Source organism: Psychrobacter sp. SZ93C1, from assembly GCF_015864635.1.
Lineage (GTDB): Bacteria > Pseudomonadota > Gammaproteobacteria > Pseudomonadales > Moraxellaceae > Psychrobacter > Psychrobacter fozii.
Map to the genome: position 1 here is coordinate 168,517 of NZ_JADYWY010000004.1, position 20,204 is coordinate 188,720.

Genomic DNA, 20,204 nt, shown 5'->3' on the forward strand with positions numbered 1-20,204 from the left:
CAAAAAAATACTCAATATAATATTTAACCATAAATCAACACTATAGAGCGGCAAAACTGGCGATTTTTGCAAAAAAAACGTACAATGCGCACAGCCACTTTATCTCTAGCAAGGTTAGCCATGCCCAAAACTTCTACCGAGTCGGTCAATCCGACTATTACCACCTCACCGTCAGCTTCTATCGCTCCAAAAGACACTGCCACTATTTTTAATCCTGCCAAGCCCAATATAGTGCAAGATAGTCAGGCAGATGTCAGTCAAACAGATACTAAACAACCTTACCATCATAAAGCCAATCATAACCAAAACCGTAGTGTCGCCCAAAGCAGTGATGTAACGACTGCCAATGCGACTGCTACGATGCCAGTTAGTGCAGCGCCAAAAATTGGTTTTGTGTCATTAGGTTGTCCAAAAGCCTTGGTGGATAGCGAGCGTATCATCACCGAATTGAGCCGTGATGGTTATCAAGTAGCCAGCGACTATGAAGGTGCGGATCTGGTCGTGGTCAATACTTGCGGTTTTATTGAATCAGCGGTACAAGAGTCGCTTGATGCAATCGGTGAAGCTATTAGCAAAAACGGCAAGGTCATCGTGACGGGCTGCTTGGGTAAAGAAGCGGATAAAATCCGTGCAATGCACCCAGCTGTACTTGCCGTGACGGGCGCGCATGCCTATGATGAAGTCATTACGGCAGTTGCCCAGCACGTGCCCAAGCCAAACCGTAGTAAGGATGCAAACTACGATCCTAAAATAGATTTGATTAATGAGGCGGGTATCAAATTGACCCCAAGCCATTATGCTTATCTAAAAATATCTGAAGGCTGCAACCACCGTTGTACTTTCTGTATTATTCCAAGCTTACGTGGCGATTTGGACTCACGTCCGATTGATAATGTCATGAATGAAGCACTGGCGCTGAAGAATGCTGGCGTGAAAGAGTTGTTAATTATCTCGCAAGACACTTCCGCTTATGGGCTGGATCTTAAATATAAGACCAGTTTTTGGAACGGTATGCCGCTGAAGTCGAAGTTCTATGACTTATGCAAAGCGTTGAATGATCTAGGTATTTGGGTACGTCTACATTATGTCTACCCATATCCACATGTGGATAAAGTCGTTGAACTAATGGGCGAAAAGAAACTTTTGCCTTATTTAGACATTCCTTTTCAGCATGCCAGTCATCGCATCCTAAAAGCGATGAAACGTCCAGCGCATAGTGAAAACACTTTGGCACGTATCAAAGCATGGCGTGAGATTTGCCCTGATATCGTTATTCGCTCAACCTTCGTTGTTGGTTTCCCAGGTGAGACAGAAGAAGATTTCCAATGCTTACTTGATTGGCTGGTTGAAGCTCGTCTTGATCGCGTTGGTGCGTTTACCTATTCAGAAGTTGAAGGTGCCGTGGCCAATGATTTGCCAGATCACGTACCTGAAGACGTTAAAAAGTCTCGTTACGAGCGTTTAATGACGCTACAACAAGATATCTCAGCGCAAAAGCTACAAGAAAAAATCGGCAAAACCTTGATGGTATTGGTCGATGAGATTGACAGTGAAGAAGGTATTGCGATTTGCCGTAGCTATGCGGATGCGCCTGAAATTGATGGTCACGTCTATGTTGACGACATCACTGCACAAGTCAAAGTAGGGCAGTTCTTAACCGTCACTATTGACGACGCCAGTGAGTATGATTTGTTTGGCAGCTACAAAGGTTAAAAACCTAACACGATAGACAAGTGAAAATTGCCCCACAAAGGGCAGTTTTTGCTACAATTAGCGCAATTTAGCCTTTTGGCATGCTTATCATCAAGTATGTCGGTGTCGTCAAGACCAAAGGCAAACTCCATTTGTATTTTACCGATAACTTTAATTATAATTTAATGATAACAAGGTGATCTCATGTCTGACAAAAACCCGCGTTACTCTCGTATTTTGCTAAAACTCTCTGGCGAAGCTTTAGCTGGTGGCAAAGACATGGGTATTGATACCGAAGTGCTTGATAAAATGAGCTTATCTATTGCCCATTTGCGTGGACTTGGTGTCCAAGTTGGTATCGTGGTCGGTGGTGGTAACTTATATCGCGGTGCCCAATTACAAAAAGAAGGGTTGGTTGGCCGCGTTACAGGTGATCAAATGGGCATGCTAGCGACGGTTATGAATGGTTTGGCGATGCGTGATGCCCTTGAGCGCCGCAACATTAAAACGCGCTTGATGTCAGCATTACCTATTGGCGAAGTGACCGAAAGCTATAGCAGCCGTAACGCCATTCGTTATCTGAAAAACGGTGATGTTTGCATTTTTGTAGCTGGTACAGGCAATCCATTCTTCACTACTGATACCGCTGCTTGCTTGCGTGGTATCGAAATCGAAGCGGGCTTGATTTTAAAAGCGACCAAAGTTGACGGTGTGTATGACAAAGACCCAAGCTTACATGCTGATGCAGTCAAGTACGACGGTTTAACGTTTGACGAAGTGCTAGAGCAAAAGCTTGGCGTCATGGATTTAACCGCTATTGCCTTGTGCCGTGAGCACAACGTACCGCTACAAGTTTTCGATATGACCAAGCCTAATGCATTGTTAAATGTCATTATGGGTGAAAATGAAGGCACACGTGTTTACCACTAATCTGCTTTGATATGCCCAGCATTAATATCACAACGTAAATAATTAAAGTTATGTCAGTCGCTGATAATCAATACTAATGATTAATAGTGACTGACATAACTTACAACAATGAATGATTTATCGATAGCGATAAATAAGGACACATAATGATTAAAGAGATTAAGCAAGACGGCGAAGCACGCATGCAAAAAACGTTGGAAGCGCTTCAGAGTACTTTCAGTAAAGTTCGTACAGGCCGTGCCCACCCAGGGATGTTGTCAGGTGTGATGGTCAGCTACTACGGTTCTGACACTGCCCTCAACCAAGTCGCAAGTGTTAACGTTGAAGATTCTCGTACACTGCTTGTTCAACCGTTTGATCGTACTATGGTACAAGCGATTGATAAAGCTATCCGTGAAGCAGATTTGGGTCTAAACCCAATGACGGCTGATGTGATTCGTGTGCCGATGCCAGCATTGACAGAAGAAACACGCCGCGATATGCAAAAGCTTGCGCGTGGAGAAGCTGAGAACAGCCGAGTCTCTATCCGTAATATTCGCCGTGATATGATGAATGATATTAAAGACTTAGCAAAAGAAAAAGAAATATCAGAAGATGACGAGCGCCGTGCCAGTGATGATATCCAAAAAATCACTGACAAATATATCGAAATCATCGATAAAAGTTTGACCAAAAAAGAAAGCGATTTGATGGACGTCTAAAAACTAATTTTATTGTTGTTTATGACAATAGTTAGTTAAGTCATCGCTCTAATAATAAGCAGCCAATGTGCCAACGCTATTGGCTGCTTATTGTTGCGTGAGTGCTAAGCGACTGATGACTGAATTATGATAAGTTTATGAATTGTCTGTCTGATGCTTTTTAATCACCCTCGCACACGTTATTATTATCTTACCTCAACAATAAGCAAGTTCGCCTATGTCCACTTCAGCCGTTTTGGCTCCCACTATTCTTCCTCGTCATATCGCTATCATTATGGATGGCAACAATCGGTATGGCAAAGCCAATGATTTGGGAAAAGGCCAAGGGCATGTCGCTGGCAAAGACGCACTAGACCCCATCGTTGAGTATTGTGTGGATGCTGGTATCGAGGTGTTGACGGTATTTGCGTTTTCTAGTGAGAATTGGCAACGTCCGCCTAGTGAAGTGGCACTGCTGATGCAACTGTTGGCCTCGACCATTCATGAGCAAATACCACGCATGTATGAGTACCGTATTCGCTTGCGTTTCATCGGCGATCGCAGTCAACTGAGTGCTGACTTACAAGCATTGATGGCAGATGCTGAAGCAAAAACGGTAGACTTTGAAGCCATGACACTGGTGATCGCTATCAGTTATGGTGGACAGTGGGATATTGCGAATGCCGCCAAACAGCTAGCACAGCAAGTAGAGTCAGGACAGTTACGTGCTGATGATATCAATAAAGAAATGCTCGGTGAGTATGTTCAGTTAGCAGATGAGCCTGCCGTCGATATGCTCGTACGTACGGGCGGTGAGTATCGAATCTCCAATTTCTTATTGTGGCAATCAGCCTACGCCGAGTTATTCTTTACCCAAACATTATGGCCGAATTTTGCAGCAGATGAGTTAGCGACGATGGTAACAGAGTTCGCTCAGCGTCAACGCCGCTTTGGTAAAACCAGTGAGCAGATAGTGATAGAGCAAGATAAGCCTTAAAATCGTTGTCGTTTTAAGCATTGACTTAGCATTTTGCAAAGCCGTTATCGTATGAGTAGTTAATATTGGTTGTTTATGAAATAATAAACCACTTCAATGGGTGTTCATTGCTATTAGTGGGCTATTGTAGATTAGCTGCTATAATGCACTTTTTGACCATGCGTTATTCATTATTATAAGGCTCAATAAGTATGTGGCAACGAATTAAGACGGCAATTGTTCTCGTTATTATCGTTGGTATTGCAATGTTTGCGAGCCAAACCCCTGTTTTATTTGCACCCCTTTTAGCCGTTGGCGTGATTATTGCGTCTCATGAATGGACAAAACTGATGCCTAAGTGGCGTCAGCCTGCTGTATTTGTGCTATTAGTCTTGGTGCTAACTTTAGTCTCTCTTATATTTAAAGTGACTTGGCTGTTTTGGTGGGTGGCGTCACTCGCTATATGGTTGATGGCGCTGTCTTGGGTTAGAGTATTTCCGACGCATACCAATTGGTATGGAAAGAAGCTGGCCTTGATGGGTGCTGTTATATTGACCGCATCGATTACGGCTATGTTTTATTTGTGGCAACTGTCGGCATGGTGGTTGCTTTATGTATTCTTATTGGTCTGGTGTGCAGACAGTGGCGCTTATTTTGTAGGTCGCAAGCTCGGTCGTCGCAAGATGGCACCGAATGTCTCACCTAATAAGAGCATGGAAGGACTGGCTGGCGGATTGGTCACAGGCTTGCTAGTCGTCATTGGGATTAGTGTCTTTAAACTACAATTGACTGGTGTGCCATTAGTCGCATTTGTGGCATTATCAGCGATAACGATTTTAGCATCAGTACTTGGTGACCTATTTGAGTCAATGCTCAAACGCCGTGCTGATGTCAAAGACTCAGGAACGATCCTCCCGGGTCATGGCGGCATATTGGATCGTATCGATTCGCTATTGTCTGCCACACCAATATTTGCACTTGGTTTTTGGGCGATACAACAATTTGGCTTGATCGTCGTATAAGGCATCAACGTCAGAGCGTTAAAAAATCAAAGCGCTTAAAAACAAAAGCGCTTAAAAATCAGAGTGTTTATTTATTTTTATTTCTCACAGTATCCTTCATAGGCATCAATGGTTATGACGCAGCGCATCGCCGTACTAGGCGCAACAGGTTCGATTGGCGACAGTACGTTAGCAATCTTAGCAGCACAACCACAGTACACGGTCTATGCTTTGTCCGGCTATCACCGTTTAGACAAGTTATTCGCCCTCTGCAAACAGTTTTTACCGAAACGTGTCAGCGTACCGACAGCAGCCGTTGATGATTTTGCTCAGCGCCTCGGTGCGGCAGGTCTTGATATTGATGTCTTGGGTGGCGAGCAGGGGCTGATAGACATCGCCGTTGACTCGCAAACTGATACCGTGGTCGCCGCGATTGTGGGTGCTGCTGGCCTGCCTTCTACTTTAGCAGCCGCTCGTGCAGGCAAGCGTATTTTACTTGCTAACAAAGAAGCGCTAGTGATGGCAGGGCAGGTGATGATTAACGCTGTCAAAATGTACAATGCCACTTTGCTGCCACTTGATTCAGAACACAATGCTATCTTTCAGTGCTTACCACTCGCTATTCAGCAAGACAATACCCAAATACACCAGTTAGAGCATGGCGTACGTAAGCTATGGCTGACCGCCTCTGGTGGGCCATTTTTGCAGCAGTCATTTGAGCAGATGCAACAGGCAAGCGTCGCTCAGGCAGTCAAACATCCAAACTGGTCAATGGGTCAAAAGATATCCGTCGACTCTGCAACGATGATGAATAAAGGCTTGGAATTGATAGAAGCTTGTCATTTATTTGATTTGACTGAAGATAGGATAAATGTGGTCATTCATCCACAAAGTATCATTCACTCAATGGTAGAATATAGCGACGGTAGCTTCTTAGCACAGCTGGGCAGCCCAGATATGAAAACGCCTCTTGCGCATGCACTCAGCTATCCCAATCGAATTGAGAGTGGCTCGCAGCCATTGGACTTATATGCGCTCAGCGGATTAGAATTTATCAAACCCGATTTGCAAAAATTCGCTTGTTTACGTTTGGCACGTCAAGCTATGCAAGCGGGTACGCAAGCGACTATTGTACTCAATGCTGCGAATGAAATCGCGGTGGCTGCATTTTTAGATGGACAAATTCGTCTGACTGATATTGCGGATATCAATGAGCAAGCATTAAATGACATACAAGTACCGCCATTGACCGAAACAGCTGACATAGAAGATATATTAACCATTGATAAGATAGCGCGGCATCTTACTGACAAGCTTGTAGCAAAATTGGCATAATCGTAGCGAGAAGCTTTTAGTCAAAAGACGATGTCCAGCATGCCCTAGCAAAGATGTTGATAAAAGATGCTAAGACCTTAATAAAAGATGCTAAAAGAAAATACTGAGAACCAATCATGACCTTTTTATTAACGCTCCTTGCAGCAATCTTTGTCTTAGGTCCGCTTATTGCTTTGCATGAGTGGGGTCACTATATCGTGGCACGTATGTGCGGCGTTAAGGTGCTGACTTACTCTATTGGTTTTGGGCCTAAGCTGTTTGGTTGGACCAGTAAAAAAAGTGGTATTGATTATCGCATCTCGGCATTGCCACTGGGTGGTTATGTCAAAATGCTCGACGAGCGTGAAGGTGAAGTGGCCAAAGATGAGCAACACTTGGCGTTTAATCATCAGCATCCGCTAAAGAAGATTGCGATTGCCGCTGCTGGCCCTATCATGAATTTTGTCATTGCTATTGCGTTGTTTTGGGTGCTATTTATGACCCCGTCAGAGCAATTAGCGACTAAAATTGGCAGCGTATTGCCTGATACGCCTGCTGACATGGCACAGCTGCCTGTTGGTGGTAAAATTGTTGCGATCGATGGTCATGACGTGCAAACGTGGGAAGGCATCAACTATCGTCTGGCTGGACGTATGGGCGAGACAGATGATGTGAGTATCACGGTGCAATCAGCTGTCCAAACGGATAACTCGACCAAAACGTATCAAGCGCCCGTGCAGCAATTTATGCAAGGCGCGGCTCAAGGCAAAGATGCATTGACCAGCTTTGGGATGCTACCGTGGCAACCAGATATTGCTCCGATAGTGGGTGATCTGAGTGCTGATGGTGCTGCCAGTCGGCAGGGGCTAAAAGTCGGTGATCGCATTACGGCTATCAATGATACAGAAATAAAAGACTGGATCAGTGCTACCCGTATCATCCGCGATAGCCCTGAAACGCTGCTTAATTTTACGGTTCTGCGTGATGGCAAATCTGTGCAATTACAGATTATGCCACAAGGTAAAAAAGATAACTTAGGTAACGATTATGGCCAAATTGGTGCTATGGTGGTACAGTCTGAGATTGTGGTCCCTGATGCGTACAAAACCACAGTCGTCTATGGTCCTGGCGAGTCATTAGTAAAGTCATTTGAGAAGACAGAACAGCTAGCAGTAATGACGGTTAGCTCAATGGGGAAAATGCTGTCGGGCATGATTGGGTTGGATAATTTGTCAGGTCCTATCACGATTGCCAAAGTTGCCAAACAGAGCTTTGATATCAGTTGGCAGATGGTATTGTCCACTGCGGCTTTGATTAGTTTGAGTCTGGCGGTATTGAATCTTTTGCCCATTCCTGTATTGGATGGTGGTCATATCGTCTATCATTTCATTGAACTGGTTCGCGGTAAGCCACTGTCAGAAGGCGTGCAAATGGTCGGTCTAAATATCGGTTTACTCTTGCTGGCAGGTTTCATGGTGTTAGCAATTGGTAATGATATCAGTCGGCTATTTTGATTAAATAATAGCTAATATAAATGATAAGGCATTATGTACTAATGGCTTTACGCCTATTATAGGCTGATTGTTGCTATGATAAATGATAGTGCTTCATCTCATGGTCTCTGTACTAATCGTAATTTTTAGTTTATTTTGTGATGCATTTTATATAAAGTGTTCTGAGTCTCCCTCATATGAGTTGAAAATTTCATATGCAATGGGCTAGACAATACGTGCTTTTTAACTTAACTTAAGCAAGTTTTTTATTGACGGATAGTGTTTATGCGTACGCCTTTATTTATGAGCGCGGCAGGGTTGCCGTTAGTTGTAGCGATGATGAGTATGCCAGTACATGCTGCAGAGTTTGTAGTCACTGACATCGGTTTTAATGGTCTACAACGCCTAACCCCCGATAGCCTCTATCCGGTTCTGCCTATTTCGGTAGGAGACACGGTGAGTGACAGTAGCTTAGCAGCGAGTATTAAGGCGCTATATGCGACTGAAAATTTCGCTGACATTCAAAGCCGCGTCGAAGGTGGTCAGTTACGATTTGATGTCGTTGAACGTCCAACCATTGCTGAGGTAACTTTTGAAGGCAATAAGCTTATTCCAAAAGAAGGGCTTGAGCAGGGACTGAAGAATGCTGGCCTAACTGCAGGTGATGTGCTTAAACAAGCCACACTACAGGGCGTCGCTAACGAGCTACAGCAGCAATACATCAGCCAAGGTTACTACAACAGTAATATTGAAGTGGATCAAACGGTACTTGACGGCAATCGTGTCAAGTTAGAGGTACGCTTCGTCGAAGGGGATCCTGCTAAAGTTGTCGATATCAATGTTATTGGTAATAAACACTTCAGCGATGAAGAAATCAAAGACGTCTTTGCGGTAAAAGAATCGTCTTGGAAAAATCTGATCTCTAAATCTGACCGCTATGCTCAAGAGAAGCTGGCCGCTAGTTTAGAAAACCTAAAAGCGCTCTATCAAAATGATGGTTATGTGCGCTTTGCCGTAGACAATGCCGTGCTTAATATCAGTGAAGATAAAAATAGCATCTTTATTGAAGTGAGCCTTAATGAAGGTGAACAATATCAGTTTGGCGACGTTAACTTCTTAGGCAAGCCAACGTTTGATAACGATGAGCTAAAAGAGCTGGTTACTTTTGCCCCTAACGAAAAATACTCGCAAGCCAAGTTAGACGCGACTACCGCAGCACTTAAGAGTCGTTATGGTAATGAAGGTTACTATCTAGCACAGGTCAGACCAGTACCACGTATCAATGATGATACCAAAATGGTTGAGATTGATTACTTCATCGATCCTGCACGTCCTATTTATGTTCGTCGCATTAACTTTACGGGCAACATTAAAACTCAAGATGAAGTACTTCGCCGTGAAATGCGTCAGCTAGAAGGCACACTGTCTTCTAATGACAAGATTCAGCTGTCACGCACACGTTTGATGCGTACTGGTTTCTTTAAAAGTGTGACTGTCGATGTCAAGCCAGTACCTAATCAGCCAGACCAAGTTGATGTGAACTATGTGGTCGAAGAGCAGCCTTCTGGTAGCTCAACCATCGCTGCAGGTTATTCACAAAGTGGCGGTGTGACATTCCAGTTAGATTTGACGCAAAACAACTTTATGGGTACTGGTAACCGTGTAAAAGCTGCGTTGTCACGCTCAGAAACCGTTGATTCTTATAGTTTAGGATATACCGATCCGTACTTTACTGAAAATGGTGTTTCTCAGGGTCTGAGTGCTTATTATCGTAAGACCAAATATGATGATGATAACGTCAGTAACTATGTGACAGATTCCCTTGGTGCTACGCTTAATTACAGCTATCCAATTGACGAAACCAAGCGAGTCAGTGCTGGTTTGAACGTTGATAATACGACCGTACGTGGCGGTAAATACCTTGGTATTTCCAATGTTCAAGAGCTGTTAGAAGATGGTGGCACGGCAACATATTATGATGATACAGATTTAAGCGATGCCAGTTTTAAAAATGACTATACGACTTATAATTTACTATTTGGTTGGGATTACAGCACGCTAGATCGCCCTGTGTTTCCAACGAAAGGTATGAGCCACGCAATTGATGCAACGATTGGCGTTGGTGATTCTAGCTACCAGAAATTAACCTATAGCGGTAATGTTTATTATCCTATATATAAAGATGTTATCGCCCGCGGCTATACCAAACTTGGCTATGGTAATGATTTGCCATTCTATGAAAACTTCTATGCTGGTGGTTATGGTTCGGTCCGTGGTTATGAGTCTTCTACGCTTGGCCCTAGATCAGAAAATTATTATTATGCTGAGAATGGCATAGAAAGTGAGGGTGAAGAGGTCGGTGGTAATGCCTTGGCAACTTTCGGTGCTGAGCTAATTTTACCAATGCCATTTAAAGGCGATTGGGCAGATCAAGTACGTCCAGTATTGTTTGCTGAAGGTGGACAAGTTTTTGATACCACTGGTAAAGAAGATGAAACCTTTGAGGATACAGGTGTGTCTTTAATCACTCAAGATAATAGCTTACGCTATAGTGCGGGTGCGGGTATCACTTGGTATACTCCTATTGGACCTATCTCACTCAGTTATGCGATGCCTATCGGTGATAAAGAAGGCGATGAGACTGAAAAAGTTCAGTTCCAGATTGGTAGTACGTTCTAACGCTATATCCGTTAGACAGTAATAGATTGCCAAGATGATTTTTCAGCTTGGCAATTGCCTTATTCATAACAATATTAATAGTCACTATGATAACGATAGAGCAAATTATCACTCGGATTGAGCAGCGTCAGCCGATTACCAACAAGACTGAAATTAACGCTGAACAATTACGTCAAGAGCTCGATGGTGTGGGTAGTCTGACCACTGCTAATCATCAGCAGTTGAGTTTTTTGGCGGGTGCTCGCTATGCTTCTAGTCTTGCTAGTAGTCAGGCAGGAGTAGTACTGGTCACTGCAGAGTATGGTGAGCAAGTACCCTCATCAGCGGTAGCGTTAGTGGTTGCAAGCCCGTATTTGGCTTATGCGAGTGCCAGTCAGCTATTCGGTCGCGAACTACGGTCTAATGAGATTCATCCTAGTGCAGTGATTGCTGATAGTGCGACTATTGATGATAATGTCAGCGTCGGTCCTTTTTGTGTGATCGGTGACCATGTGCACATCGGTGAGCGTAGTTCACTGGCTGCTCATGTGGTCGTCGAGGCAAATACTACGGTAGGCACTGATTGTATTATAAAATCACACGTGGTTATTGGACATAATTGCATCATTGGTAATCATGTCAGATTGCATGCGGGTGTAAGCGTGGGCTCAGAAGGGTTTGGTTTTGCACCAACCACTGATCCTAGCACTACAGGCTGGGAGCGTATCGCTCAATTAGGGCGTGTAATGATCGGTGACTATGTACGAATTGGTAGCCAGACCTGTATCGATCGCGGTGCCATTGATGATACGGTTATCGGTAATCATGTGATTATTGATAATCTAGTGCAAGTTGCTCATAACGTGCATATCGGAGACGGTAGTGCGATTGCTGCCCAAACGGCTATCGCTGGTAGTACTCGAATAGGTAAGCGCTGCATCATTGGTGGTGCTGTTGGCATTACCGGTCATATTGAGATAACAGATGATGTGACTTTGTCTGGAATGACGATGGTAACCAAATCCATCAAAACTGCTGGTTCATATTCCTCTGGAACGGCTGCAATGCCGACGGCTAACTGGCGACGTGCTGCGGTACGTTTTCGTCAGCTTGGCCATGATTAGCGCCACTACAAACAAATCATAAAGACTCAACACATAGCAAGGAAGCGCCATTATGAGCAGCCAAGACATAAATATTTTAAATGATGACAATATTAAAAGTTTAGATGAGCAAGGTCTTAAGTTACCATTAACTTATCATACGCTTAAGCATTATTTGCCACACCGTTATCCTTTTCTCTTGGTAGACAAGATTATTGATTGTACTCCTGGAGAATGCATTACTGGCGTGAAGAACGTGACGATTAATGAAGAGTTCTTCAATGGTCATTTTCCTGATGAGCCGATTATGCCAGGGGTATTAATGGTAGAGTGCATGGCTCAAGTTTCAGGCGTTCTTGGATTTATTAGTGCGGGGCTCACGGCAGAAGATGGTTATCTATATCTGTTTGCAGGCGTAGACAAGGTTCGCTTTAAGCGTCGTGTTATTCCTGGTGATCAGTTAACTATTCGTGCCAAAACAGTCATGCAAAAGCGTGGCATTTATAAGTTTGACTGTACCGTACATGTCGACGATGAGCTGGCTGCTAGCGCTCAAATAATGATTGCTCGTCAAGAGCAATAGCATTGGTTTGGTTGATAACGAACGATAATGTCCATAGTGAGCCATAGCATCTAAATAGCTATCTCAAAATGGACAATCAGAATGACCACTGAATATTTTATATAATAGCAGAGCCAGTTTTAGCTTTTTAAACACCGCTAAATTGGCTGTATTTTTACCATTTACTCGCATCAGATGATACAAAGGCCCACATTATGAGTCAGATCCATTCAACAGCACTCATCTCACCGTCCGCTCAGATTGATGAGACTGCCACCATTGGTCCATATTGTATCGTTGGTGATGAGGTATCCATTGGTGCACATACTGTTTTGCACCGACATGTAGTCGTCACTAAGTTGACTCGTATCGGCCAGCACAATCAGATTTACCAGTTTGCCAGCATTGGTGAAGATCCACAAGATTTGAAGTACGCAGGTGAACGCACCTGGCTTGAGATTGGTGATCACAATACCATTCGTGAGGCCTGTAGCTTACACCGTGGTACAGCACAAGATGGTGAGCTGACCAAAATTGGTAGCCACAATCTGCTGATGGTCAATACGCATGTGGCTCATGATTGTGTGATTGGCGATCATAATGTGTTGGCGAATAATGTCGGTGTGGCAGGCCATGTCACGATTGGTGACCATACGATTATCGGTGGTAACTCAGGTATTCATCAATTTTGTACGGTGGACGACTATAGTTTAATCGGTGGGGCGAGCTTAATTCTAAAAGACGTGGCCGCATTTACGATGGTATCTGGTAATCCGGCAAAAGCACATGGTCTGAACATCGAAGGTATGCGCCGTAAAGGTTGGTCAAAAGAGACCATTAATTTTTTACGCGAAGCCTATCGTACAATTTTCAGATCGGGTTTGACGACCGTAAAAGCGCTAGAAGTTTTGAATAATGAGCTGTTGCCACAAGAGCCAAAAATTCAACTACTCATTGACTCATTACAGAAAAGCCGTCGCGGCGTGGTACGTTAAAAGTAGGATAAAAATACGCTAAGAGTTAGTAATAGTATAAATCTTCTAATCGACCAAACGCTTGTTAACTTTAAATAAAACATAAAAAACCATAACTAATAGTTATGGTTTTTTATGTTTATGAGTACTTGACTTTTTTGGTCGCTTAGCAGAAACTGAGCGTTTACGGTATTGTAATCAATTCTTTCTTAATGTTACTGGGCGTTTCGCATTGATGCGCTTACTAAATAGCCTACTACTATAAATGGCGTTTATGATAATCAAGGAAGATTATCAGTGACATTAATTGAAGCACGAGGATGGAAAAATGGCTATCAATAAACAAGAACATGCACAGTGGAGCTCAAGTTTTGGCTTCGTGTTGGCAGCAGTAGGTTCGGCAGTTGGTTTGGGAAATATATGGAAATTTCCATACATGGTAGGTGAAAGTGGTGGCTCAGCTTTCGTTATCGCTTATTTATTTTGTATTGCGTTAGTCGGTTTTCCAATTTTGGTTGCTGAATGGCTGATTGGTCGCCGCGGACAAAAGAACCCAGTTAATACCTTTGTTGATGTTGCCGCAAGTGAAGGCAAGTCACGCAGTTGGGGGATTATTGGTGCTTCAGGTATTTTAGGTGGCTTCTTAATCCTATCGTTCTATAGTGTTATCGGTGGTTGGGCACTCAACTATGTAACTAAAATAGCGACAGGTCAGTTCGTTGGACAAGATAGCGATGCTGTTGGTGCCACATTCGATGCTATGTTAGCCTCTGCTGGTACATTAACGATATGGCATACAGTATTCATGTTCTTTACCGCTGTTATCGTTGGTATTGGTGTGACGAGCGGTATCGAAAGAACGGCTAAGATTTTAATGCCATTATTAGGTTTGATTCTATTCGTTATCGTTGGTTACAACGTCATGAATGGTGGCTTTGGTGAGGCAGTGGCTTATCTGTTTACTCCTGATCTAAGCAAGCTGACCGAAGATGTTATGATTGCCGCATTGGGCCATGCTTTCTTCACATTATCAATTGGTATGGGTATCATGGTTGCTTATGGCTCATATTTGGGTCGTGAAGTGAACTTACTTAAGACGGCACGTACGGTTGTTATTCTAGATACTGTGATTGCTTTGGCTGCTGGTCTAGCTATTTTCCCAATTATCTTTAGTAATGGTCTAGATCCTGCTTCAGGTCCTGGTTTGATTTTTGTCAGCTTACCAATTGCTTTCGGTAGCATGGGCGCTGGTACGATTATTGGTACATTGTTCTTCTTACTTATTACCTTCGCTGCTGTTACATCAGCAATCTCATTGCTTGAGCCAACGGTTGAGTTTTTAGAAGAGCGTACTTCTATGAGCCGTACCGTAGCAACGATCGTTTCGAGTACTATCATTTGGTTGCTAGGTATTGCGGCATTACTATCGTTTAATCTATGGTCTGACGTTACTATCTTGGACAACAATATTTTCGATGCTTTAGATAAACTGACCAGTAAATTCATTCTACCTTTAACGGGCCTTGCAGCGATTATATTCCTTGCTTGGAGAATGGATCAGCGTAGTATTCAACAAGAGCTTGGATTGTCTAATGGTGCATTTCAGGTTTGGCAAATCGTTGCTAAATTCGTTGCTCCAATTGCAGTCGTGGTCGTATTTGTTAATGCGTTAATCTAATAAATTTAAAGCAAGGCATTTGATTGCTCTGCTTTAAAAGTAATAGATAAAAAAAGGGCTTAAGATAATTCTTAAGCCCTTTTGCATGTTTATCGATAAGTAATTGCGATGATTAGCGCAAGTTCAGCTCAGGTACTGTTTGACCACGCTTAGTATAGAACTCAATGACGAACTCATCAAACGTGTCTTGTTCAATAGCATCTCTAATACCCTGCATCAAACGTTGGTAATAGCGTAAGTTATGAATAGTAGCCAACTGTGCACCCAACATCTCCTTGCATTTATTAAGATGGTAGAGATAAGCTCGGCTGAAGTTCTGGCAAGTATAGCAATCGCATTCAGGGTCTAATGAACCTTCATCGTTGCGATACTGGCTATTACGGATACGTACCACACCAGCGTTGTCTGTGTCGCCTGTGACAAAGTAATGACCATTACGCGCGTTACGAGTTGGCATCACACAATCAAACATATCGACACCGCGACGTACACCTTCAACCAAATCCTCAGGCTTACCAACGCCCATTAGATAGCGTGGCTTATCTGCTGGCATATCATCAGGAAGGTAGTCTAAGACATCCATCATCTCATCTTTTGGCTCACCAACAGACAGACCACCGATGGCATAACCATCAAAGCCAATATTGAGCAGACCTTCGAGTGATTGCTGACGCAAATCAGGATACATGCTGCCTTGTACGATACCAAATAAGGCATTGGTACTGCCCAGTCTGTTGTGCTCATCTACGCAGCGTTGTCCCCAACGTAGCGATAACTCTAACGATTTTTTGGCTTCGTCATGAGTGGCAGGATAGGGCGTACACTCATCGAACTGCATGACGATGTCTGAATTCAAACTGTACTGAATCTGCATCGATTTTTCTGGAGAGAGAAACACCTTGGCACCGTCGATAGGAGATTTGAAGTCGACACCTTCCTCGGTGATTTTACGCATGGCACCCAGACTGAATACTTGGAAACCACCTGAATCAGTCAGGATAGGCTTGTCCCAATGCATGAACTTATGCAAGCCACCAAACTTATCAATCACCTCGGTACCTGGACGTAACCATAGATGAAAGGTGTTGCCCAAAATAATATCCGCACCGATGGCCTCGATATCACGTGGCAGCATACCCTTGACCGTACCATAAGTACCAACAGGCATAAAAGCAGGCGTTTGCACGTCGCCATGATTGAGATGAACTGTACCACGGCGTGCACGTGTGTCACCGCTGGCTGTTTTATGTAAGACAAATTGCATATGATTATCGCTATTTACGCTATGAAAATGGCGATAATTATAGCATTGTTAGCGGTTTTTTTGGACATATAGTCAGAGAATCACTGAACTGCTACGGCGTTGCCCTCCCTAAATGTACTACTTGTACCATCTTCAGTCGGCTGCCTTGTACCCATTTTAGCGTTCTTTAGCTATAGATATTGGATGTCATCGATATACGCTCGATACACACTTTGGTCAATACCGCTTTGTCATAACCAAAAAATACAGATAGCACCCCAAAAGACACAGACAGCAAGTGGCGTCATTGATAAAGTAACAATCATACAGGTGAGGTAGTCAGAGTCATCAGACTTATTTTAAGAAACAGGTTTATTTTAAGAAACTAGGAAGATAATATGAAGAAGACAGGTTATTTATTATTAATGGGCGGATTACTATTGATATCAAAAGGGGCGATGGCCGCTGAGACAGAAGAGCCAGAGTACACGTTATTGACGCAGACAGGCGACTTTGAGCTGCGTCGTTATGACGAGCAGCTCGTGGCGCAAACGTGGGTGAGTGGTGATCAAGATTCTGCCAGTCGCGAAGGATTTAAGATTTTAGCTGATTACATTTTTGGTAATAATACAGCACCAACGGGCGGCAGTAGTAAAATTAGCATGACAGCGCCTGTGACCATGCAGTCCGAAGCTAGTGATGCATCACAGAAAATCGCGATGACGGCACCAGTGAGCATGCAGCAAGAGGATGGAAAGTGGCGCGTGCAGTTCACTATGCCTAGTCAATATACGATGCAAACGTTACCAAAGCCTAATAATCCTAATGTTAAGATTATTGAAGTGCCAGCACAGACTTATGGTGTGATTAAGTTCTCTTGGCTTGCAGGAGAAGACAAAGTAGCGGAAAAAACCGAAGCGTTGCAAACATGGATGCAAGACCAGAATCTAACGCCTACAGGCGAGCCTGAATTGGCACGTTATAACCCACCTTGGACGCTCCCATTTTTGCGCCGCAATGAGGTGATGATCGCCTACGAGTCAAAATAATAGCCGCAGCTCAAAGATATTATTTTTAATGAGTATGTTATTTATCTGCTCTAATGATTCATAGATTTATAAAAATTAGGCCCATAAAAAAAGACAGCAATCGCTGTCTTTTTTGTATTTAAGGTTTTGGGTAGCTTATCTAGTTTTTTTGTTCGCGGATGATATTAAGCATACGGCGTAATGGTTCAGCTGCGCCCCATAGCAGTTGATCACCGACAGTAAATGCACCTAGATACTCAGGACCCATATTGAGCTTACGCAGGCGACCTAACGCAACAGTCAAAGTACCAGTGACAGCTACTGGCGTTAAACGATTCATGGTGGCTTCTTTGTCGTCTTCAACCAAATCCAACCACTCGTTGCCGCTGTTTTTAAGTGCCGCTTCGATTTCTTCTAACGGAATGTCTTTTTTGAGCTTGATGGTTAAGCCTTGTGCATGGCAGCGCATGGCGCCGACGCGAACACACATACCATCGATGGCAATTTTATCAGCTTCAGAATTACCAAGGATTTTGTTGGTTTCAACACCACCTTTCCATTCTTCTTTTGATTGTTTGTTCTCTAGTTGAACATCAATATAGGGGATTAAGCTACCTGCTAGTGGCACACCGAAGTACTGAGTAGGGAAGTCATCTGAGCGCTGAGTTTGCGCGATTTTTTTATCAATTTCAAGAATCGCGCTAGCAGGATTAGCTAATTCGTCTTGGACGGCATCATGCAATACGCCCATACCACTGATGAGCTCGCGCATGTTGTTTGCGCCAGAACCACTAGCGGCTTGGTAAGTCATGGCGCTGACCCATTCAACCCAGCCTTTATTAAACAACTCACCGATAGCCATTAGCATCAATGACACGGTACAGTTACCACCGATAAAGTCTTTTTTACCATTGGCTAAGGCACTATCGATGACAGCGCGATTGACCGGATCAAGAATGATGATGCTGTCATCTTTCATTCGCAACGTGCTCGCTGCATCAACCCAATAACCATTCCAACCGCCATCACGTAATGGTTGATGTACCTTTGACGTGTAATCACCACCTTGGCAAGTAATAACAACATCACAAGCAGCAAGTGCGTCAATATCATGAGCATCTTTTAATTGGCTAGTTTCAATACCCTCAAAGCTTGGCGCATCTCCGCCTGCATTGCTGGTTGAAAAGAACACAGGTGTGATGCCATTGAAGTCATTTTCTTCTTGCATACGTTGTATCAATACTGACCCAACCATACCGCGCCAGCCTACCAAGCCTACTGTTAAATTACTCATGAAATTCAATCCTATTTACAATTATTTGTTGCATCACCAACCGATAACAATGCCGTGAATAGCACTAAAAAGCAAGGCGTTTTAGCGGTTTTCTATATACTATTAACTATGTTCGTTATAACTTTAAGTTATTAGCGTAATAGTGACACTCACTATGCCTTAGACAACTCATCGTACATTAATAATATCTAGCAATCATGACTATAGAAAAAACAGATACCATGATGGTTATTATGAGCTTGTAAATATTGTAATGTTTTATGATAGTTGTCGCATCATGATTGCTCATTAGTAGTCTATAATATTGTGAAATGCTAAGGTTAGAAGCGAACCTCAATTCAGACCAAGCAATGCCATATTTCGTCATCGAATAAGTCATGAACAAGGCTATTTTTTCAGTCATCCTCCTAATAGACGGTTAATACACACTATGGATCTCTCACTATTATATTACAGCCTACAGGGACTAGCAGGATTCATCGCCTTCGTAACGATTTGGGGTTGGATACCACTTGATAATTGGTGGGTACGCGGCGTTGAGTTTCCACGTATTCAGATCATGGTGTTAGGTGCTATTGCTTGGATTGGCATGCTGCTTTTTTGGTCAGAGTGGGCGTTAAGTCAGTGGCTGCTGTTCTTGGTCTTAAGTATCACTTTAGCATTTCAGCTGAGAATGATACTGCCTTATACTAGGCTGTGGAAAAAAGAAGTCGAGAAAGCAAAAGACAAACCAGAGGAACAGGGTAATCATCTAAAAATAATGGTTTCAAATGTTTTGACGCCTAACGATAATACACAAAAACTGGTTGATTTGGTTAATCAAAAAGAACCTGATATTTTGATTACTTTAGAAAGTGATAAAAAATGGGAAAAGGCATTACAGCAGATTGAATCTGATTATCCTTATACCGTAAAAGTGCCACTGGATAATCTGTATGGTATGCATCTCTATTCTAAGCTTGAGCTGATTGATCCTGAAGTCAAATACTTGATGATTGATGATATTCCTTCTATTCATGCGCAGCTGCGCCTGCAAAGTGGTCGCGTCATTTGGTTGTATTGCTTGCATCCTATGCCGCCCAGTCCAACCGAAGCAGACAAATCTACCACTCGAGATGCCGAGCTGCTCATGGTCGGAAAGCACATAAAAGAAAACGACCAAACGGCGATATTGGCAGGTGACCTCAATGATGTGGCATGGTCAAAGACGACTCGACGTTTTCAGCGTATATCTGGGTTGCTAGACCCGCGTATCGGCCGACATTTTATCAATACTTTCCACGTCAATTATCCATTTCTGCGTTGGGCATTAGATCATATTTTCCATAGTGCCTGCTTTACCGTTGTAGATATAAAGCGTATGCCCTCTATTGGCTCTGACCACTTTCCCGTTATGACGACGCTACAATATGAGCCAGAAAAGACCAGTCAACAAGCGCAAAACGCGCCTACTAAGGACGCAGAAGATATTAAAGAGACGGATCATAAAATAGAAGAAGGTAAAAAAGAAGGTAAAAAGGTATCAAAAGAACATGCAGAAGAGTAAATGATTTTGGACTAATAGGCACTAACGTTATA

16 protein-coding genes are annotated in these 20,204 nt (G+C 43.2%); 14 read left to right on the plus strand and 2 right to left on the minus strand.

From position 1 onward, the window contains the following. Positions 1–120: 120 nt before the first annotated feature. The 12 genes from rimO to I6E83_RS07090 all read left to right on the plus strand — a co-directional run bounded on the left by rimO (position 121) and on the right by I6E83_RS07090 (position 15,061). Entirely contained in the window at positions 121–1,713 is a 1,593-nt protein-coding gene (rimO, locus tag I6E83_RS07035; RefSeq protein ID WP_197100748.1) for a 30S ribosomal protein S12 methylthiotransferase RimO, read from the plus strand. 183 nt (positions 1,714–1,896) lie between these two features. Then, complete coding sequence (gene pyrH, locus I6E83_RS07040; RefSeq protein WP_110922359.1) at positions 1,897–2,622, plus strand: UMP kinase; 726 nt, start codon at positions 1,897–1,899, stop codon at positions 2,620–2,622. 146 nt (positions 2,623–2,768) lie between these two features. Next, positions 2,769–3,323, plus strand: a complete 555-nt coding sequence (gene frr / locus I6E83_RS07045) for a ribosome recycling factor (protein WP_110922360.1) — start codon at positions 2,769–2,771, stop codon at positions 3,321–3,323. Positions 3,324–3,540: 217 nt separating this feature from the next. Beyond that, positions 3,541–4,299: a polyprenyl diphosphate synthase gene (gene uppS / locus I6E83_RS07050; RefSeq protein WP_197100750.1), complete on the plus strand. Its 759-nt coding sequence runs from the start codon at positions 3,541–3,543 to the stop codon at positions 4,297–4,299. A gap of 191 nt (positions 4,300–4,490) precedes the next feature. Next, entirely contained in the window at positions 4,491–5,300 is an 810-nt protein-coding gene (locus I6E83_RS07055) for a phosphatidate cytidylyltransferase (protein ID WP_197100752.1), read from the plus strand. A 108-nt stretch (positions 5,301–5,408) separates the two neighbouring features. Further along, positions 5,409–6,614 carry a 1-deoxy-D-xylulose-5-phosphate reductoisomerase gene (ispC, locus tag I6E83_RS07060; protein WP_197100754.1) on the plus strand — a complete coding sequence of 402 codons (1,206 nt, stop codon included), beginning with the start codon at positions 5,409–5,411 and terminating at the stop codon, positions 6,612–6,614. A gap of 116 nt (positions 6,615–6,730) precedes the next feature. Continuing rightward, complete coding sequence (rseP, locus tag I6E83_RS07065) at positions 6,731–8,107, plus strand: RIP metalloprotease RseP (protein WP_197100756.1); 1,377 nt, start codon at positions 6,731–6,733, stop codon at positions 8,105–8,107. Between the two features lie 264 nt (positions 8,108–8,371). Further along, positions 8,372–10,765 (plus strand): outer membrane protein assembly factor BamA, encoded by a 2,394-nt coding sequence (gene bamA / locus I6E83_RS07070; protein WP_110922365.1) that lies wholly within the window; start codon positions 8,372–8,374, stop codon positions 10,763–10,765. 86 nt (positions 10,766–10,851) lie between these two features. Then, positions 10,852–11,868 (plus strand): UDP-3-O-(3-hydroxymyristoyl)glucosamine N-acyltransferase, encoded by a 1,017-nt coding sequence (gene lpxD, locus I6E83_RS07075; protein WP_197100758.1) that lies wholly within the window; start codon positions 10,852–10,854, stop codon positions 11,866–11,868. Between the two features lie 52 nt (positions 11,869–11,920). Next, entirely contained in the window at positions 11,921–12,430 is a 510-nt protein-coding gene (gene fabZ, locus I6E83_RS07080; RefSeq protein ID WP_110922367.1) for a 3-hydroxyacyl-ACP dehydratase FabZ, read from the plus strand. A gap of 194 nt (positions 12,431–12,624) precedes the next feature. Then, positions 12,625–13,404, plus strand: a complete 780-nt coding sequence (gene lpxA, locus I6E83_RS07085) for an acyl-ACP--UDP-N-acetylglucosamine O-acyltransferase (RefSeq protein ID WP_197100760.1) — start codon at positions 12,625–12,627, stop codon at positions 13,402–13,404. A gap of 307 nt (positions 13,405–13,711) precedes the next feature. After that, complete coding sequence (locus I6E83_RS07090; protein ID WP_197100761.1) at positions 13,712–15,061, plus strand: sodium-dependent transporter; 1,350 nt, start codon at positions 13,712–13,714, stop codon at positions 15,059–15,061. 112 nt (positions 15,062–15,173) lie between these two features. On the opposite strand, the gene tgt is transcribed toward I6E83_RS07090, so the two are convergent. Further along, positions 15,174–16,325 (minus strand): tRNA guanosine(34) transglycosylase Tgt, encoded by a 1,152-nt coding sequence (gene tgt / locus I6E83_RS07095; protein ID WP_197100762.1) that lies wholly within the window; start codon positions 16,323–16,325, stop codon positions 15,174–15,176. A gap of 377 nt (positions 16,326–16,702) precedes the next feature. Between tgt and I6E83_RS07100 the strand changes: the two genes are divergently transcribed. Further along, positions 16,703–17,353, plus strand: a complete 651-nt coding sequence (locus I6E83_RS07100; RefSeq protein WP_197100763.1) for an SOUL family heme-binding protein — start codon at positions 16,703–16,705, stop codon at positions 17,351–17,353. Between the two features lie 139 nt (positions 17,354–17,492). Here the strand turns inward: I6E83_RS07100 and asd are convergent, their stop codons facing one another. After that, positions 17,493–18,626 (minus strand): aspartate-semialdehyde dehydrogenase, encoded by a 1,134-nt coding sequence (gene asd, locus I6E83_RS07105; protein ID WP_197100764.1) that lies wholly within the window; start codon positions 18,624–18,626, stop codon positions 17,493–17,495. A 430-nt stretch (positions 18,627–19,056) separates the two neighbouring features. On the opposite strand from asd, the gene I6E83_RS07110 reads away from it, so the two are divergent. After that, positions 19,057–20,172, plus strand: a complete 1,116-nt coding sequence (locus tag I6E83_RS07110; RefSeq protein ID WP_110922374.1) for an endonuclease/exonuclease/phosphatase family protein — start codon at positions 19,057–19,059, stop codon at positions 20,170–20,172. Positions 20,173–20,204 lie beyond the last annotated feature (32 nt).

What these genes read in the sequence shown, in the direction of transcription:
- lpxA (WP_197100760.1), top strand. Translation starts at nt 12,625, where the DNA reads ATGAGTCAGATCCATTCAACAGCACTCATCTCACCGTCCGCTCAGATT.
- ispC (WP_197100754.1), top strand. Translation starts at nt 5,409, where the DNA reads ATGGTTATGACGCAGCGCATCGCCGTACTAGGCGCAACAGGTTCGATT.
- tgt (WP_197100762.1), bottom strand. Translation starts at nt 16,325, where the DNA reads ATGCAATTTGTCTTACATAAAACAGCCAGCGGTGACACACGTGCACGC.
- uppS (WP_197100750.1), top strand. Translation starts at nt 3,541, where the DNA reads ATGTCCACTTCAGCCGTTTTGGCTCCCACTATTCTTCCTCGTCATATC.
- rseP (WP_197100756.1), top strand. Translation starts at nt 6,731, where the DNA reads ATGACCTTTTTATTAACGCTCCTTGCAGCAATCTTTGTCTTAGGTCCG.
- pyrH (WP_110922359.1), top strand. Translation starts at nt 1,897, where the DNA reads ATGTCTGACAAAAACCCGCGTTACTCTCGTATTTTGCTAAAACTCTCT.
- I6E83_RS07090 (WP_197100761.1), top strand. Translation starts at nt 13,712, where the DNA reads ATGGCTATCAATAAACAAGAACATGCACAGTGGAGCTCAAGTTTTGGC.
- rimO (WP_197100748.1), top strand. Translation starts at nt 121, where the DNA reads ATGCCCAAAACTTCTACCGAGTCGGTCAATCCGACTATTACCACCTCA.
- I6E83_RS07110 (WP_110922374.1), top strand. Translation starts at nt 19,057, where the DNA reads ATGGATCTCTCACTATTATATTACAGCCTACAGGGACTAGCAGGATTC.
- I6E83_RS07055 (WP_197100752.1), top strand. Translation starts at nt 4,491, where the DNA reads ATGTGGCAACGAATTAAGACGGCAATTGTTCTCGTTATTATCGTTGGT.
- asd (WP_197100764.1), bottom strand. Translation starts at nt 18,626, where the DNA reads ATGAGTAATTTAACAGTAGGCTTGGTAGGCTGGCGCGGTATGGTTGGG.
- I6E83_RS07100 (WP_197100763.1), top strand. Translation starts at nt 16,703, where the DNA reads ATGAAGAAGACAGGTTATTTATTATTAATGGGCGGATTACTATTGATA.
- bamA (WP_110922365.1), top strand. Translation starts at nt 8,372, where the DNA reads ATGCGTACGCCTTTATTTATGAGCGCGGCAGGGTTGCCGTTAGTTGTA.
- lpxD (WP_197100758.1), top strand. Translation starts at nt 10,852, where the DNA reads ATGATAACGATAGAGCAAATTATCACTCGGATTGAGCAGCGTCAGCCG.
- fabZ (WP_110922367.1), top strand. Translation starts at nt 11,921, where the DNA reads ATGAGCAGCCAAGACATAAATATTTTAAATGATGACAATATTAAAAGT.
- frr (WP_110922360.1), top strand. Translation starts at nt 2,769, where the DNA reads ATGATTAAAGAGATTAAGCAAGACGGCGAAGCACGCATGCAAAAAACG.